Here is a 14639-nt window from a genome sequence, read left to right as displayed (position 1 = left end):
CTTTTCTTGTCATTTATGAAAATTCCTATGGTCGTTTGAATCGCCCCCGACATAGGTGAATTAATCAATGTTTCAAATATGCGACGATCGTCGGTGTTTTGAAACATCTAAATACGTCGCCCAACATAAACATTTACCCATTCCTCAAGCTTTAATCGATAAACCAACTTAATCATATCCGAGCCCACATCCTTCTTGGTTAACCATAAACTTTTCTGAGATTGAGTAAAGTTTGATTGTTGTAAAAAGTGACGAAAAGCATTCCGTACGGTTCTTGAACTTTCAGGGATATCAAACGCAACCATACAGTATTCTCGCGATGGAAGATCTCGCTCAACGGACTTAATGCGCGCTTTCATTAACGATAACTGAGCATTATTTGTTAATTGAATAACAATCCCATCTTCAATCTTCCTAATCTTAATAAATTCTCTGTTTGCTAACCGTTTTATATTTTGTCTCGCATCATGCGTGCTGTATGCATGTCGAAGAATCCGTGCGTCACCCGTTGTCATTCCAACTTCGTGGGTAAAATCACGTGATAGTAATATTACATCCTCTATCGCCATGAGCCATTGCTCTGTTCCAGATAACATAAATCTCCCCGTTAATGAGTAAATGGGGAGGTTTCAAACACGCGACGATCGTCGGTGTTTTGATATTTTATCATGCGTGAAATTCTTGGTACGTGATATAAAGGTTCGCATTGTTGATTTATGTCAAGGGATTGTTTATCTCCTTACCATCCCCTGGTTCAAGTCGCGCACGGGTAACCAAACAAAAAAGACCAACTATCGTTGATCCCTTTTGTGGTGTACCCGGCACGACTTGAACGTGCGACCTTTGGCTCCGCAAGCCAACGCTCTATCCAGCTGAGCTACGGGTACATGGAAGCGCTATAACTTATACAGCCTTCGGATATAGTCTGTCAAGGACTCTTCCTTGCGGGTCACGCTTTCCTGCGTAAATTCAAGCATTGTCTCTCGAATCTCGTTGGGGTCCATGTCCTCGGGCAAATCGATACTGATAAACGGTTCACTCGACTTGTTAAAGTCCACATAGAGCTTACTCACATGAGGTGGGTCAAACGCCACCCAGAAATCCTTGATCTCGTCCCAAGGATAGTAATGTTCGCCAACACTCAACCCAGCCGTCAACACCAAAATCGGTACGTTCTCTGGGTCCCGGAAATGCTGCAGAATCATAAAGGTCCCAATAAGCACCAGCAACACGGCAAATACGTAATTAGACGTGAGGATCGCAGACAAAATGAGTCCCAGACCCAGAATAAGAAAAATCACGTACCAGGCGTTGGAACGTTCATGTTGATGAAACTCGTCCATCGTCCAATACATAACCACCTCCCCGTAGCGAGGATCAATCTCATCTTGGATTTTTTCCCATTGTGCTTCGTCCATGCGCCCAGTATAGCGGAAAACGCAAAAAGCGTCGTGTGGATGATATTGGGCGACGCCCTTGATTCTATTGTGCCAATATAGTAGAGTACTCCTGCCTTGGAGAGGTACCCAAGAGGCTGAAGGGGACGGATTGCTAATCCGTTAGGTCGGTTCGCCGGCGCGAGGGTTCGAATCCCTCTCTCTCCGCCAGCACATGACGTTCACGCTTGGACGTCAGCTGCTGGAGGCAACATGACCGTAGAGCAAGGTGAGGTTCCTTCGGTGTGTCGATTCCCGGCTCAAGTGGTCAAGCCTCAGCAGGCACCTGATCCCGAGCCTGATCCTCCGATAAACGAGGATCGTGAGTTTGCCCAGCTGAGAGAGCTTGCCAGATCACGAGGACCTGAGCCGAAGAGATGATTTGCAACAACGGTTCCGGACGTGTTGCCACAATTTGGAGAGATGGCCGAGTGGTCGATGGCGCTGGTCTTGAAAACCAGTAGGGCGCAAGCTCTCGTGGGTTCGAATCCCACTCTCTCCGCCAAAGAAAAATGCTCGTCGTAAGGCGGGCTTTTTTCTTTGGCGAGGTGGAGCACATGCCACAGGGCATGTGCGACGGATTCGAACGGCCGGAGCGATATGCGACGAGCACGACGCATCGCGAGGCCTGGACTCGAATATAATTTTCTGCAGAAAATTGACACGAGGGCGAATCCCACTCTCTCGTAAAAAATAAGAAGGTCCAGACGGACCTCTTGAGGGAGCACCTTAACGCTTATAGTGCGAATGATGGCAGTATCAGGCGTGGGCGGCTCTGCACCTTTCACGGCACGCACACAACCAACAAACCAATCAACATGAGTATCTTCATGACACCTCTACGCGCACGCCAGCAGACAATCTTCTCTTCGTCAATCCCCACGCGCAAGAACACACCCCCAAACAGTCTGAGCGCCTGCGCGTTTAAGGACACGCGCACAGGCCTGCATGGTCTTGCCCGTTGTATAGACGTCGTCGACCAAGATAACCTGGCGCGGCGCCTGCCCGTCTACACGGAAATGGTCCAAATGATTAGCTGCACGTTTGGTTTTGTCTTCCATCTTCGCTTGAGCCTTAAGGACATGTCGTGTTCGTATAAGAATCAAAGTATCCATCGGAATCCCGAGCTCATCGGATACCATACGGCTTAAAATACTCGCCTGATTAAATCCCCGCTGACGCTCTCGAATCGGGTGTAACGGCACCGGCACAACTACCCACTCCCCCGTGGGTAGTTGCTGGGTTTGATTCATCCAGACGGAAACCAATCTCTCAATCACCGGCTCTGCCTCGCGCACATACCCATACTTCCACTGACGAATCAGCGTTTGTAATTGCGGGTTTGCATACCACCCAAGCGCAACCACACCATCCAAATCACCTCCCACATGTTCCGCACATGTAGAGCCATACACAGTTGGCGCTTCACAAACGGGGCAATGCTGTGTGTTTCTAAAAACAAAACCAGCACGACATACAGTGCATAACAGCTCACCGTCGCGCTGGCAACCAACACAGCTCAGGGGGAAGATTGTGTCTTTCAATGTTTTAAACAATCCTACTGCCATGTGAAGCTACTAACAAGCCACACAGATCCTCGTTTTTCCACTGCGACCTGTGCAGTTTGATACTGTAATTCTGCATTTAAGCGATTCCCGGTGGTGATTTCATGTTGTACCGTCACAGAAAACGTCATAACTCCACTCGTCTCACTCCCACTCGTCTGCTCTGTAGAAATCGCGCGTGTGGTACGACCCTGATATTCCGTTCCCTCAGGCAACGTAAATACCTGACTCTGCAATTGCGCAAAATACTCGGGTGTTGCAAGCTCTCTTACTTCTTCGATGTTGGTAAACGGCACGTCTGTTGAATAAGTCCCAAATCGCTCCGCAAAATTCCGCGTAACCGTTTTTGCATTTGCCGTGTCCGGACTTATAAGCGGTGCAACAGAGGGGGTCGTTGTATTGTCCTTTACGTTTGCCGTTGGAACAGCTCCAGGATCCAGCTCCACCGGTGTCTCCGCAGGCGATCGGAACAAGAAGAACCAAACAAGTAGGATTGCCAATAAACACAAAATAATAATACCGATAATGCCGTTTCGTCGTTGTTCTGGTGTGATCATCATACAAATTATGTGCGTCGATTAGCTTGCGAGACTATCCACGAGCCCCTCCCCCTCATCTGCAATTGTTTCTTCTAGTTCTTTTTTTGCTACTTCTTCATCTACAATGCCCTGCTGTGATGCCTGCTCCGATGCGAGTTCCTGCTCAAACTGTCGTCGCTGTGCCTCCAGCTCCAAAAGCTGTTGTGGGTTTGTGGTCACCAGTTTGTCTTCGGCATAACTTGCTACCACCTGAATTGCCGCGTGTTTGTTACCTGCAAAGAAGATCCCTTGTCCAATTCCTGCCTCTAAAAGCAAGTATTTTTCTGCATCCGTCAGATTAAACGTGCTCTGCACCAAGTCGGCAGACGCCGGTGATTGCTTCATGAGCAACTGCATACTGGAGTTAGTCACAATAGCCTGTCCGTAGGGCGATCGTAAAAAGTCGTTTACATCCTGCGTAATGGTCTGCACGCCCAAGTAGTACTTACGGCCACGTTTAACGAGTGCAAAAATGAATCGCGCGGAGTCCTCGTGCTGCATCAACCACCAGGCCTCATCAATCACGAGCAAACGTTTTTTGCGTGTGGATCGTACAACGTTCCAAATGTAAGTAATAATGTTGTAAATCGCCATTGGCCGCAACTCGTCCTCCAAATCTCGCACAGAAAAAATGACCAGTTGATTATCCGTTTCTACCGTTGTTGGCGAGTTAAACAATCCAGCGAAGGTTCCAAGTGTGTACTTCTTGAGCCGCTCTACCAATTGTTCGGCACCCGTCATACCCTCCAAGACCTCTTGCAGATCCTTCATGGTTGGTGGATCCACCGTCGCCAAATCACTGTGCGCGGTAATATCCTTCTTTGCATACGCCTCCAAGATGCCCCGATCCAGCAAAGCATCTTCCTCTGGTGTAAAGCCAACCTTTCCCGCCTGTCCTTGCGGCGTTCCCATCATAATCCGCAGCAAACCCTTTGCCGTAATAACCGCTGATCGAATAATATCATCCACCGCTTGATCCACGGTAATCGCACGCGGCAAATCGAATGGGTTGATCTTACTTTCCGACGAGAGCGATACGTTGACGTAAGTTCCTCCAACTGCATCCGACAGTGTTTTGTATTCCATTTCCGGGTCAATAACAATCACCTCCACACCCAACATCATGGAACGGATAATTTCCAACTTCACGGCGTAACTTTTTCCGGCTCCAGAGGTTGCAAACACTACACCGTTAGCATTTTGCAAACTAAACCGATCAAACAAGATTAAACTGTTATTATGACGATTAATGCCGTATAAAATTCCATTGTCGCTCGTCAACTCAGAAGAGATAAAGGGGAAACTCGACGCAATCGGGCTTGTGCTCATGTTAAACGTAATCTGAAGTTCGTCGTTGCCTAAAGGAATCGTCGAGTTGAATCCCTGCTCCGACTGGTAGTATCCACGTTTTGTATGGATGAGTTTTGATCCAAAGAGTGAATCGATATCGTCACTCACGCGATCAAGTTCCTCTTTGTCTTTTGCATAGATTGTCACGTAAAACGCAAATTGGAAGAAGTGCTCTACCCCCTGGGTGAGCGAATCGCGCAAACCTTCTATATCTCGCAATGCCGTCTCTCGCAACGGGTCCCGAGGCTTTCCTTTTTGTTGATCCGTAGAAAGCTGTGCTTCCACCTCTCCGGCCTTCTTTTGCAACTGTTTTAAAATAACCTTGGCCTCGATTGGGTAAAAGAACATCGAGATGTCCAACGTCCAGTTAAGGTTAATCACAGGGGCTGCCCAACCAACACCCACATACCGAGGATAAGCAACAATAAAGAGCGTGCGCATGTACACGTCCGCGATTTTTAGATAGCTCGAGTTGACGTCAAAGGAAGACGGTGCGATGAGGTCACGAATAGAGATGACGCCACGCTGGTACACGCGTTCTTCCTCAAGGAGCTGCCGTACACTGTCTTGTTCGCGGCGTTGCTGTTGCTGCTGCTCCTGTTTTGGATTGAGCTTTTTTGGTGCCTGTGGGTGCGCAGGTCCCTTTTCCGTTTTTGCCTTCTTCCGACTCGACTGCTCGAACGATTCAATTTGTTGTTCAAAAGCCATACGACGTGTCGATATCTAACTTACTTACATCCGCGAGCGGTTGTGCTTGTGAGGTAACCGGGTTATACGAATTGTAATACATCTCAATCAAACTCTGTGTATCCAACCGCGCACCAGACAAGCCCATACTATTGAGACTTCCCAACGCCTGCGCTACACGTTGTTCCAATTCATGTTGTCGTTCCACAAACTGTTTCTCACTCAACCGGATACGCGACCCTGGCGCCAATGCCTCTCCGGCTCGCGTCCAAAAATTCCGCTTCTTGTTAGTAAACGGATCGTAAGGCACAATAATATAGAACCGTTTACTCATAATGTCGTTCCCCGCCACAAGCTCCTGGATAAAGGAAATATAATCGTCCGTTTGTGTTCTAAGGAGCTCATTCTTGAGATCGGCACTTGCCTCCCGCATACGAGCCACATAATCGTCGATGCGCATTTTTCGTGATTGAATCACTACTTGCAGTGGATAATCAAGCCCATTCAAAAACTGCATATACGCCTGAATCACCGCCTGCTGCTCGTCGGTCGACTTGAGGGCAAAGTTGATACTCGACACCAAAATAACCGCGCGAACAGTTCCGTCTTTTAATGCAACAATATCGTCACGAATTTCCTGAATATCCAGGTATCGTTGCGTGGTGGGTCGCTTTGGATCGCTTGTTTGTTTCTGTTTTGAGGCCATACCTAGGTTGTTTTCTCATCATCAGGAATATATACGCCACCCGTATTGACCACGAGCGATAGGTCTCGCAATCGCGATCCATGCAACGAGGGTTTTGTGAATGACGGTGGTGGAGGGGGAGGTTCCTTTTTAAAAATCTTCGCCTTGAGATCCGCGTCTGTTCTATTTTTATTCCATACACGCAACGAGGGGCGACGCAGTGTTTGAATCCAATTCAGCGCCACATAATGCAATCCTTGACCGTTAATTTTTACGAAGGCAAACAGGAGCGTTACGATAGCTTGTGGAATAACAATCAGTAAAAACAAGCTAAAATCAAACAGCTTGTAGATAATCGCTCCCACAAGCCCTGATGCCATGATAAGCGTAAACTGTCGGACCGTAATCGGACCGATAATCTTGCTTTCCACATCTATAAACTGCGGGATCACGAATTGTTCTGACTCTCCAGCCATGGGTACAGTATAACAGATTAGTGTAAGACGCGTGACAGAAACGGTGCACGTATTTTTGTCAACAGTTAATAACGCAGAGAAGCATTGAACGAACGAATTGCGTTGAGTTCCTCAAGTGTAATAACACCGGGATTAAGGTGCTTGTCAGACAAAATGGATTCAATCGCAACACCTTGTTGCAGCGCCGTACTCATTAGCTTGCGATACAACCCAACAAGCGGGCTAGACCGCCACGCCTCCACGCCTTGAATATACAAGGCAGGATCTCGCCGAGACATCGCATGAATATCCTCGCGAATATTTTCCAACACCTCCGTTGCGTCCCCTGGTAACCGCCTAAAATCCTCCAGATTCATCCTCTGAAGCTCCTCCACAGGACCCACAAGACGACGCTTGTATTGCACGTCCACAACCGGCTGCTTGCCAGAGGCCGTCCTTCCTGCTTTAACCGTTGATTGCGACAACACGGCGCGTGTTTTTGGCGCGGTCGATGTAAAAGAGGTCTTTACAGGCGCAGTCTCCGGTACTGGAGGTGTTTGCGTGTCTGTTTTGTATTGCTCGGTCCTCGTGGCAACATAGGCAGCTTTTTCCTCCGCAAGTTTTGTGGTTGCAGAGGAATGAGACGATTCCAAATGTCCTTCCACGGTATCCAACACACGCTCCACGGTGTGTGTATCAAATCCAAGTCCCCCTTGGACAATTGGTCGCGCTAGCGCAGATGCGAACGCCGTACCTGTTCGTACCCCAGACAATCGTGACCCCACAAGCACACGAAATCGCTTGTCGAGTTCCGCCGACGGAAACGACAAAGAAAGTTTACGTTGTACCTCATCAATTTTACTGTTCTCCAAGCTTGGCGGCACCTGCGACCCTCTGCCGAGACTTTTCATCATCTTGGCGACTTCTGCCTCTTCCTCCACCTCGGGAAACGCATGGGAACGCTTGACCGGGGTTACCTTTGCCACAATCTCCTTGGCAGGAGCACGCATAATGGACTCCGTCGCTTTTACGGGAGCAGAGGAGATGGGCGCCTGTTTCTTTGGGACAACTGGCTCTGGCTTCGATGAAACAATCGGCTCAGGTTTAATTCCCGTTTTGGGTTTACGCGAAAAGAACGCAGCAATTTTACGCGTTTTAGGTTGATCCAACGTTGTTACAAGCACCGGGGGCGGTGGAGCTAACTCATGCGACGGATCCAGTGGCGCATTCACCACGCCCGTCTCCTTCCCTTTTTCTCCCTTACGAACAGGGTCTAGGCGATCTAATTTTTTATCAAATGCTTTTACCGTTTTTACCTCATCCGATTCTACAGGTGGCAAAACAACGGACACCTTCTCGACAGGTTTTGGCGAAGATTGTTGTTCGACGAATGGTTTTACGATCGGTGCAGCGACAGATTTTGATCCGATCTTTTGTTCTTTAACAGGCTCCGTCATTTTCTGAACAGTCGGTTTTACCGTGGGCTGATCTGCCTTCTGCACAACAGGCTCAACAACGGGCTTGGGAGTTTGAAGAACCGGTGTAGGTTGAATAGCTGCCGGCGCCTCAATAACAGGCGCAGCCGCAGGTGGATTGGCGGCTTTAACCGCTTGCTCTGCGAGATATTCCGTCATGCTTCGACGAACATCCACGACTGTACCGCCAGATGCGTCGATGCGTTTAATATTGACCACCGTTACATTACCCCCAAGACTAGAAAAAACCCTGTATGCCGTGGAGCCGAGATACGAATCAATCGGCAAAAAGCGCTTCTCGATCAAATCTAACGCCACGCGTGTAGCAAGTTTTTCATCGAACTTAAGTCGATCTTGAATGAGGTTACGCACCTTGTCGACCGGCTCATACCCAAATAAAACCTCCTGTTGAATGGTGTCCAAGGTGTCTATTGCGTCTTGAGACAGTCCGTAGACCTTTGCAATCGCTTCAATATCCTCAAACCCAGATGCCAAAAAGAATGCTCGAATCTCATCGGGCAAAAACCGATAGAGGAACGTTCTCTCTGACAATTGCGGCATAGTTATAGTTGCGTACGAATACGCGTTCTAAAGTGTTGCTGTGCTTGCTGTACTTGATCGTAAATCTCATCGCCCTCGGCAATGAGCTGGCTCTGGTTTTGTAACACCTGTCCAACCTGTTGAATAATTCCTCGATACATTTCCTCTTGTGGACCTCCACGCGCCTTTTCAAAACTCTCTAGCAATCCATTAAGCGCTTGTTTGTCAAAGGTCTGCGCTACAGATCGAGCTACGTCATTATTCCCACCGTTTGCCGTTATACGGTTGTTAATGTTTGTAATGATGGATGGATTGGTTGCAATCGCAGTTCTAAACTCGCGACGATTTGTTTCATTACCAAACTGGTTAGCGGGTGGACGTGCAGCATCAAAACCGTATTGATCCATGTCTCCAAATCCTACAGCTCCGTTTCGCAATGCTCGATGGGCACGAACAGCACTCGCTGAACCACCGGTAATAGCACCGCTAGCAACATCGGCATCAATTTCTGTTCCAATGTCCAATCCTGCAACGTTTGCTCCACTCATAAAGTTAATCATTTCCCGAGCACGCGCCTGCTCCTGCGGTGCACCCGCGTTGCGGCTTGCCTCCATCAATCCTTGAACCATTGGAACGGACTTACTGGATGTCATTGCCTCATGTATTGCATCGATAAGTCTATTTTCAAATACAGGGTCTAGTGTTCCTCCGCCCGCAGCACGCATTTCTGCAAGATCAATATCCTGCAAATTAAGACCGGCAGACAATGTATTGCCCATCGTTCCTGCAGAATGGGCATTCATAAGACGATGCGCTGTATTGTTGCTCTGTTGCGGAATCTCACGTGCAGCGGCCGGTGCCAATGCGGCAATTCTGTCTTGTTCATCCTGATTACGCGTTGTCTCCGCTCCGTCCAGGGCCCGGTTTGCATTTGCGCGCGTCGCTCCCTGAATAAAGGAACGAGAGTATCCTTGCTGATTGCGCGCATTTTCGTCCGCTGTACCACCAAAGAATCGATTTAACATACCGGAACTTGCCATTGCCTGACGGAAGTTTGCATCGGAAAAGTTGTCTTCTGATAGACCTTTTAGCTCTCGGTCTGTCATCTTCTCCATGGCGCTACTCATACCACTTGCATCTACATTGCCAAGACGCAAATCTTGCTTCATGCGATCCTCAAGTTTCTTTACAGAAGCATCATCACCCGTGTCCTTAAAGTGTTGCATGGAATCTTTGACCATTTGGCGTGCCTGTCCAGCCTGTGCCGGCGTACCCTGAAGCAATGTGTTCATGTGATCCTTGTTAGATGCAACAGAACCACGTAGTTGTGCCACTCGCGCTTGTGTGCGCGCACTTCCTGAATCTCTGTTTTCCTCCAGATAACGCATACTTTCCTCCAAGGAAAGGTCTGCTCCAAACCCGGCTTCTTCTTGCTGAAAGCGTTTACGATCTGCATCGTCCATACTACCCATTTTTCTAGAAACTCCCCGTGCGCGTCGTCCGATAGCTCCCCCTACAAGACCACCACCCAAAATAGAGCGATCGGCAAAACGATCCAGTCGTTTACGCGTGTATTGACGAAAATCGGCCGTTCGACCCTTTACTTGATCTGTTGCCAACTCAACCCCGGAACGACCGACTTTTTTGACTTGCCGCCCACCAAAACGTGCGGTCTTGGCCGTTGCCGCACCCGCAAGCGACACAGGTGCCGCGGCGAATTTTTTGGACCACCCGGACCCGGTGCTCACCGCCTTGGCCGCGAACCCTCCCAACTGCCCCGCCGTACCACTTGCCATCTCCAATCCAGCAAGCAAAAGCGCAATACCAATCACATACGCGAGTAAATGCGATGTATTAGAAGACTTATTTTGGATAATTCCTTGGTTTTCTTCTGCAAGAGACGTGTCGAAGTTTGCCGCCAATCCTTTATCGCTCGCTCCCGTTGCCGCCAAAGACAACCACAAAAAAAACGCCAAAATCGGCCCAATCATCACCGCCGCCGTGAGTTTACCCCACCATTCACTGTAATAATTTCCCGCCTTGGAAAGCATCCCATCGGCTGCACGCGCCCCAAAGGCGGCCGGCGACAACACAATCAGTACCCACAGAACCACAACGCGGTACAACAAAACAGCAATCATTACACCCAACACAATCACAACAATAATAATTTGAACGAGCGCAAAAATTGATGTTCCCAATAACGTCAACGCTGTACCCGCTTCTGCCAATCCCGTAGGATGGTCTGAAAGCTGGTAGGCCTCTCGAATTTTGAGCATCTCAAAAAAGTTGGCAAATCCTACCTGTTGGAGTGCGTTGACGAATGCATTCATCACTACCTGACCAATATCAATGAACAAACCTGTAATGATGCGGCTGTAGTTTATGGCAATGGCGGCAATTAGTAACTTTGGAATCTGTTGTTGCCAGTTAACCTTTTTGACCCCAAACATGGTGCCAAAAGCAATGATCAACATAAAGACAATGAGCGCCGTATTTGTAAGGTTCCGCACAATCTCCCATCCCATTACTACAACAGGGTGGCTAATAAAATCGCTGTACTGCAAAATCGGTTGCAGAATCTTGAGCTCCAACGTCGCGAGACTCGCAATAACCTCTCCCAAATTATCAATGAGATAGGCAATCATGCGTGCCAGAAATAATCCTGGATCATTCCACGCATCGGATAAACTACCCGCGTGAACAGACGGTGCTACAAACAGAAACAACGCAACAACAGAGAGGGATGTTGTAACGCGCAGAATTACTTGTTTAGAACGTTGAAACCAATTAAGCATGTGCCTTGTAATTAGCTCCAGTATAGCACGCACCGCTAAGAGATGTGAGCCGGCTATCCACAAATTGAAGCTTGGCACGACCGAACAAAATCGATCGTACCAAGTGCTACGTTAGGGCACCATCAGTCGCGTATTGCAACCGTTGACACCGTTATCCACACCCGTGGCCGGGAGTGCGATGCCGTTCACGAAGAACGTCCCATGCACCACCATGCCACCGGCAGCACCCCAGTTGCTGCAGATCCACCAGGGGTTGGACAGCACGTTGGCCGCCTCAAATTCCCCGTTGATCAACAACACGTCACCAGGGTCCGCCGTCACCGTGCCGCAGAGCTGCACAAAGCCGCCCGCGACCATGTTGACCGTCTGCCATCCACCGTCCCAAACCCAGAGCTCACCGTCGTGCGGATTCACAAGACCGGTGGGCAGCCAGCAGAGCTCAATAAGCCCCGTAGACGGGTTGGGGTCCGGCGAACCAGGGTCGTCTACGGCGTCCGAATCGTCATCAGCTGCGTCCGAATCGTCGTCCGCGGAGTCACCTGCATCCGATGGCGTCGGGTCTTCCTCGTCCGGCGGTGTAGGTACATCCGAGTCGTCGGTCTGGTTGTCCGACCACGCGGGCAACTGGCTCTCGTAGAAGTGTCCCTGCGTGAGACCGCACACCATGTTACTCGTGTTGTGCGCCGTGGGCGTAATGCTCACGTTACTGTCCACCGCAAACACGTTGAACGGGATGGACGATCCTTCGCCCGCCGGACGCGAGGCATCACCCGTGTGCACGCCCAGGTGGACATGATCTCCGGTGCAGTTGCCCGTGCAGCCGTCCAGACCCAAGGGCTGTCCGGCACTCACCCAACTGTCATCTTCCACCAACGTCTGCGACATGTGCCCCAGAACGCTGTAGGTGCCATCGCCATGATCCACGTTCACGTGCAGACCGAATCCGGTCTGGTCGTTGTGCACGTACGCCACACCGTCCACCGGCGCGTAGATCTTGGTCACCGGACTCGGCGGGTTGGGCGTGTCAAAGTCCACGTCGTACCGTGTGGAGTTGTACCGATGCGACCACGACCCGTTGGCGCCCTGTGTGCAGCGCCAGGCCGTCCCAACTGGAAACGGCATATGCAACGTGGGACGACCATCCACTACCGGCGCACCACCACCCATGTCACCCGTCTCCGAGTCGCTGGGTCCAAAGTTGCATGCCGTCAGAACCATCACTACACACATCATTGCTCGATTTCTCATCTTACTCTCCATCTCGATACGGACACCGTGCCCGATCGACATCTGAATCTCGTTCGTCCTGCGCCAAGGAAAGAGCACTATAGACTCTGTCCCCTGCAGACACATCGGAACCGTTGATCACCACGTGATCTCGCACCAAACGAACCATGGAAATGTCTTGCTGATCCGTCATCTCCTTCTCATCCCAAAATGCACGAACCCGCGCACGTCGGGAATGACCGATCACATCTCCTGCACACAGGCGATCACCCACCAACACCAGAGGCTCCCACACGTCATCCACCACCAGAACTGCACTCGCGTCCCAATGACGAATGGTAATAGAACCCACCCGAACCTCAATCACCTTGCCGTGTTGCGGTGCCACGACATCCGTGGCTACATCTGCCTCCAGCTCCATCTGCCAAGGTGTAGACGAACTCACGGAGAGTGTTTCCTCTCGACTAAATGGAATTGTGAACATGGGCGTATAGGCATACCCAGGCTCATTCGTCTCCGTACACTGGCAACACAGCACCAAAACCGCACACAAAATTGTTCTCTGCATCATGATAAAACCCTCCAACGGTATGTGACCGTCGCCCTGAGCGGTTACAGGCCTCCCCAAACCCAGAGCCACCCAGAGGCAAAGATCACATTGCGCGCCTCAAGCGCTTAAGACGCCCCCCGATCCGTACACGTCGCGCGCAAACACACCTACAAGCAAGTGATTCAAACGGTTGATTTGCTTCACCGGGTTGTCGTTTGTTTGCGTCAACACGTCCATATCAACAGAGTCGTTTTGTTCCGTCAATCGGGGATTCTGGGGGTAATTGGACGTGTTTTTGTCGATCCACGTCGACAGGTTTTGCACGCGTCCTTTTTTACGATCAACCCAGTAAGGCGGGTTCTCTACTCTTTTTTGTCGACACCCATCGACACTGACCTGTGGATAACCTGTGTAGAACCCTTTCAAAAACACGGCTAACGTTGGCGTAAAACCGGCAATGCTATTTTAAAGAGAGAAAGCCCTTGTTGAGGGTCTTTATTGACAATTTTCAAAATATATGCTAGCTTATAGGTAGGAAGCAGTGTCTGGCGGGAATAAATCCGTTAGATGCAGCCCTCACAGCAGCGCCCTACAGCGCGGCAAATGCCGCCCTTCGGGGCAAAGGAGAACGCCATGCGTTCCATGCTCATCGCGGCGCTGCTCGGCAGCGTCCTGTTCACCGGTTGCGACCCGTCCCTGCTCCCCGGGGACGACGACGACACGGTCATCAGCGGCGACGTCACGGTCACGGTCGACATCGGCCGTCCGGACGCGTTCGACCTCGAGATCGACGGCCATGCCGTGGATCACACGGTCACCCTCCAGGAGGGAGGTCCGTACGAGATCGAGGTCATCCCCCCCGGGATCGATCCCCGCGACGCCCCCTGGGCCCGCCCGCCGTGTGAGGTGACCGTAGCCCACGGCAAGGCGGAGGTTGTGACCTACAACAACCCTCGCTGGGCGGAGATGTTCAACCAGCCGGAGACCATCGAGTTCAGCGTTCGGGACGGAGGGATGCTCAACGTCCCCACGATCGACACCCCCTACGCCGGATGGGCGTGGGACTGCGCCTTCGGGCCGTCCCACAGCACCGTCTTTCTTCAGACCGAAGATGGTCAAGAGATCACCGGCCAGGTGGGTGGAGTGCTCTTCAACCGCGAATTGGTGGCCATCGTGGATGGGCAGGGACGCCTCGATGCCACGTTCGACGAGAGCTACACCGAGATCGAAGGTGCCATCACCTACGATCTCGGTGATCAACTCAACATCCACTGCGATCGCCTCTGATCGCTC

At 50.5% G+C, this 14639-nt stretch carries 13 protein-coding genes and 3 tRNA genes; 3 read left to right on the top strand and 13 right to left on the bottom strand.

Annotated features, from left to right (window positions below; translation table 11 throughout):
- Window positions 1–107 precede the first annotated feature (107 nt).
- From COV06_04410 to COV06_04400, 3 genes are all read right to left on the bottom strand, one after another.
- Window positions 108–596, bottom strand: a complete 489-nt coding sequence (locus tag COV06_04410) for a hypothetical protein (protein PIR47295.1) — start codon at window positions 594–596, stop codon at window positions 108–110.
- A gap of 214 nt (window positions 597–810) precedes the next feature.
- Window positions 811–887: transfer RNA gene (locus tag COV06_04405), tRNA-Arg, on the bottom strand.
- A gap of 9 nt (window positions 888–896) precedes the next feature.
- Window positions 897–1418, bottom strand: coding sequence for a hypothetical protein (locus COV06_04400; GenBank protein PIR47294.1), 522 nt, complete (start codon window positions 1416–1418; stop codon window positions 897–899).
- A 98-nt stretch (window positions 1419–1516) separates the two neighbouring features.
- Between COV06_04400 and COV06_04395 the strand changes: the two genes are divergently transcribed.
- Window positions 1517–1607, top strand: a tRNA-Ser gene (locus tag COV06_04395).
- 246 nt (window positions 1608–1853) lie between these two features.
- Window positions 1854–1941: transfer RNA gene (locus COV06_04390), tRNA-Ser, on the top strand.
- A gap of 367 nt (window positions 1942–2308) precedes the next feature.
- Here the strand turns inward: COV06_04390 and COV06_04385 are convergent.
- The 10 genes from COV06_04385 to COV06_04340 form a co-directional block, all read right to left on the bottom strand.
- On the bottom strand, window positions 2309–3004 hold the full coding sequence (locus COV06_04385; GenBank protein PIR47293.1) for a hypothetical protein: 696 nt from the start codon (window positions 3002–3004) through the stop codon (window positions 2309–2311).
- Window positions 2995–3561, bottom strand: coding sequence for a hypothetical protein (locus COV06_04380; protein ID PIR47292.1), 567 nt, complete (start codon window positions 3559–3561; stop codon window positions 2995–2997). The genes COV06_04385 and COV06_04380 overlap by 10 nt, the downstream gene beginning before the upstream one ends.
- Window positions 3562–3579: 18 nt before the next feature.
- Window positions 3580–5637 (bottom strand): conjugal transfer protein TraC, encoded by a 2058-nt coding sequence (locus COV06_04375; protein PIR47291.1) that lies wholly within the window; start codon window positions 5635–5637, stop codon window positions 3580–3582.
- Complete coding sequence (locus COV06_04370) at window positions 5627–6322, bottom strand: hypothetical protein (GenBank protein ID PIR47290.1); 696 nt, start codon at window positions 6320–6322, stop codon at window positions 5627–5629. Before COV06_04370 ends, COV06_04375 begins: the two co-directional genes overlap by 11 nt.
- A 2-nt stretch (window positions 6323–6324) precedes the next feature.
- Complete coding sequence (locus COV06_04365) at window positions 6325–6777, bottom strand: hypothetical protein (protein ID PIR47289.1); 453 nt, start codon at window positions 6775–6777, stop codon at window positions 6325–6327.
- A 65-nt stretch (window positions 6778–6842) separates the two neighbouring features.
- Window positions 6843–8792: a hypothetical protein gene (locus COV06_04360; protein ID PIR47288.1), complete on the bottom strand. Its 1950-nt coding sequence runs from the start codon at window positions 8790–8792 to the stop codon at window positions 6843–6845.
- Window positions 8793–8794: 2 nt separating this feature from the next.
- A complete protein-coding gene (locus tag COV06_04355) occupies window positions 8795–11569 on the bottom strand; it encodes a hypothetical protein (GenBank protein PIR47287.1) in 2775 nt (924 codons plus the stop codon).
- Window positions 11570–11680: 111 nt separating this feature from the next.
- Entirely contained in the window at window positions 11681–12922 is a 1242-nt protein-coding gene (locus COV06_04350; protein ID PIR47286.1) for a hypothetical protein, read from the bottom strand.
- Window positions 12819–13280 (bottom strand): hypothetical protein, encoded by a 462-nt coding sequence (locus tag COV06_04345; protein ID PIR47285.1) that lies wholly within the window; start codon window positions 13278–13280, stop codon window positions 12819–12821. The genes COV06_04350 and COV06_04345 overlap by 104 nt, the downstream gene beginning before the upstream one ends.
- 183 nt (window positions 13281–13463) lie before the next feature.
- Entirely contained in the window at window positions 13464–13778 is a 315-nt protein-coding gene (locus tag COV06_04340; protein PIR47284.1) for a hypothetical protein, read from the bottom strand.
- Between the two features lie 135 nt (window positions 13779–13913).
- On the opposite strand from COV06_04340, the gene COV06_04335 reads away from it, so the two are divergent.
- Window positions 13914–14633 (top strand): hypothetical protein, encoded by a 720-nt coding sequence (locus COV06_04335; protein PIR47283.1) that lies wholly within the window; start codon window positions 13914–13916, stop codon window positions 14631–14633.
- Window positions 14634–14639: the final 6 nt, after the last annotated feature.

Source organism: Candidatus Uhrbacteria bacterium CG10_big_fil_rev_8_21_14_0_10_50_16, assembly GCA_002774875.1.
GTDB lineage: Bacteria > Patescibacteriota > Patescibacteriia > UBA9934 > UBA11717 > UBA11717.
The sequence above is the reverse complement of the archived record's forward strand: the minus strand, read 5'-3'. Positions and strand labels throughout refer to the sequence as shown.

Bases quoted from the DNA above. Each gene is read 5' to 3' on its own strand.
- COV06_04365 (PIR47289.1), bottom strand. From the start codon at position 6,777: ATGGCTGGAGAGTCAGAACAATTCGTGATCCCGCAGTTTATAGATGTG.
- COV06_04345 (PIR47285.1), bottom strand. From the start codon at position 13,280: ATGTTCACAATTCCATTTAGTCGAGAGGAAACACTCTCCGTGAGTTCG.
- COV06_04355 (PIR47287.1), bottom strand. From the start codon at position 11,569: ATGCTTAATTGGTTTCAACGTTCTAAACAAGTAATTCTGCGCGTTACA.
- COV06_04375 (PIR47291.1), bottom strand. From the start codon at position 5,637: ATGGCTTTTGAACAACAAATTGAATCGTTCGAGCAGTCGAGTCGGAAG.
- COV06_04335 (PIR47283.1), top strand. From the start codon at position 13,914: ATGCAGCCCTCACAGCAGCGCCCTACAGCGCGGCAAATGCCGCCCTTC.
- COV06_04380 (PIR47292.1), bottom strand. From the start codon at position 3,561: ATGATGATCACACCAGAACAACGACGAAACGGCATTATCGGTATTATT.
- COV06_04400 (PIR47294.1), bottom strand. From the start codon at position 1,418: ATGGACGAAGCACAATGGGAAAAAATCCAAGATGAGATTGATCCTCGC.
- COV06_04385 (PIR47293.1), bottom strand. From the start codon at position 3,004: ATGGCAGTAGGATTGTTTAAAACATTGAAAGACACAATCTTCCCCCTG.
- COV06_04370 (PIR47290.1), bottom strand. From the start codon at position 6,322: ATGGCCTCAAAACAGAAACAAACAAGCGATCCAAAGCGACCCACCACG.
- COV06_04410 (PIR47295.1), bottom strand. From the start codon at position 596: ATGTTATCTGGAACAGAGCAATGGCTCATGGCGATAGAGGATGTAATA.
- COV06_04350 (PIR47286.1), bottom strand. From the start codon at position 12,922: ATGTGTCTGCAGGGGACAGAGTCTATAGTGCTCTTTCCTTGGCGCAGG.
- COV06_04360 (PIR47288.1), bottom strand. From the start codon at position 8,792: ATGCCGCAATTGTCAGAGAGAACGTTCCTCTATCGGTTTTTGCCCGAT.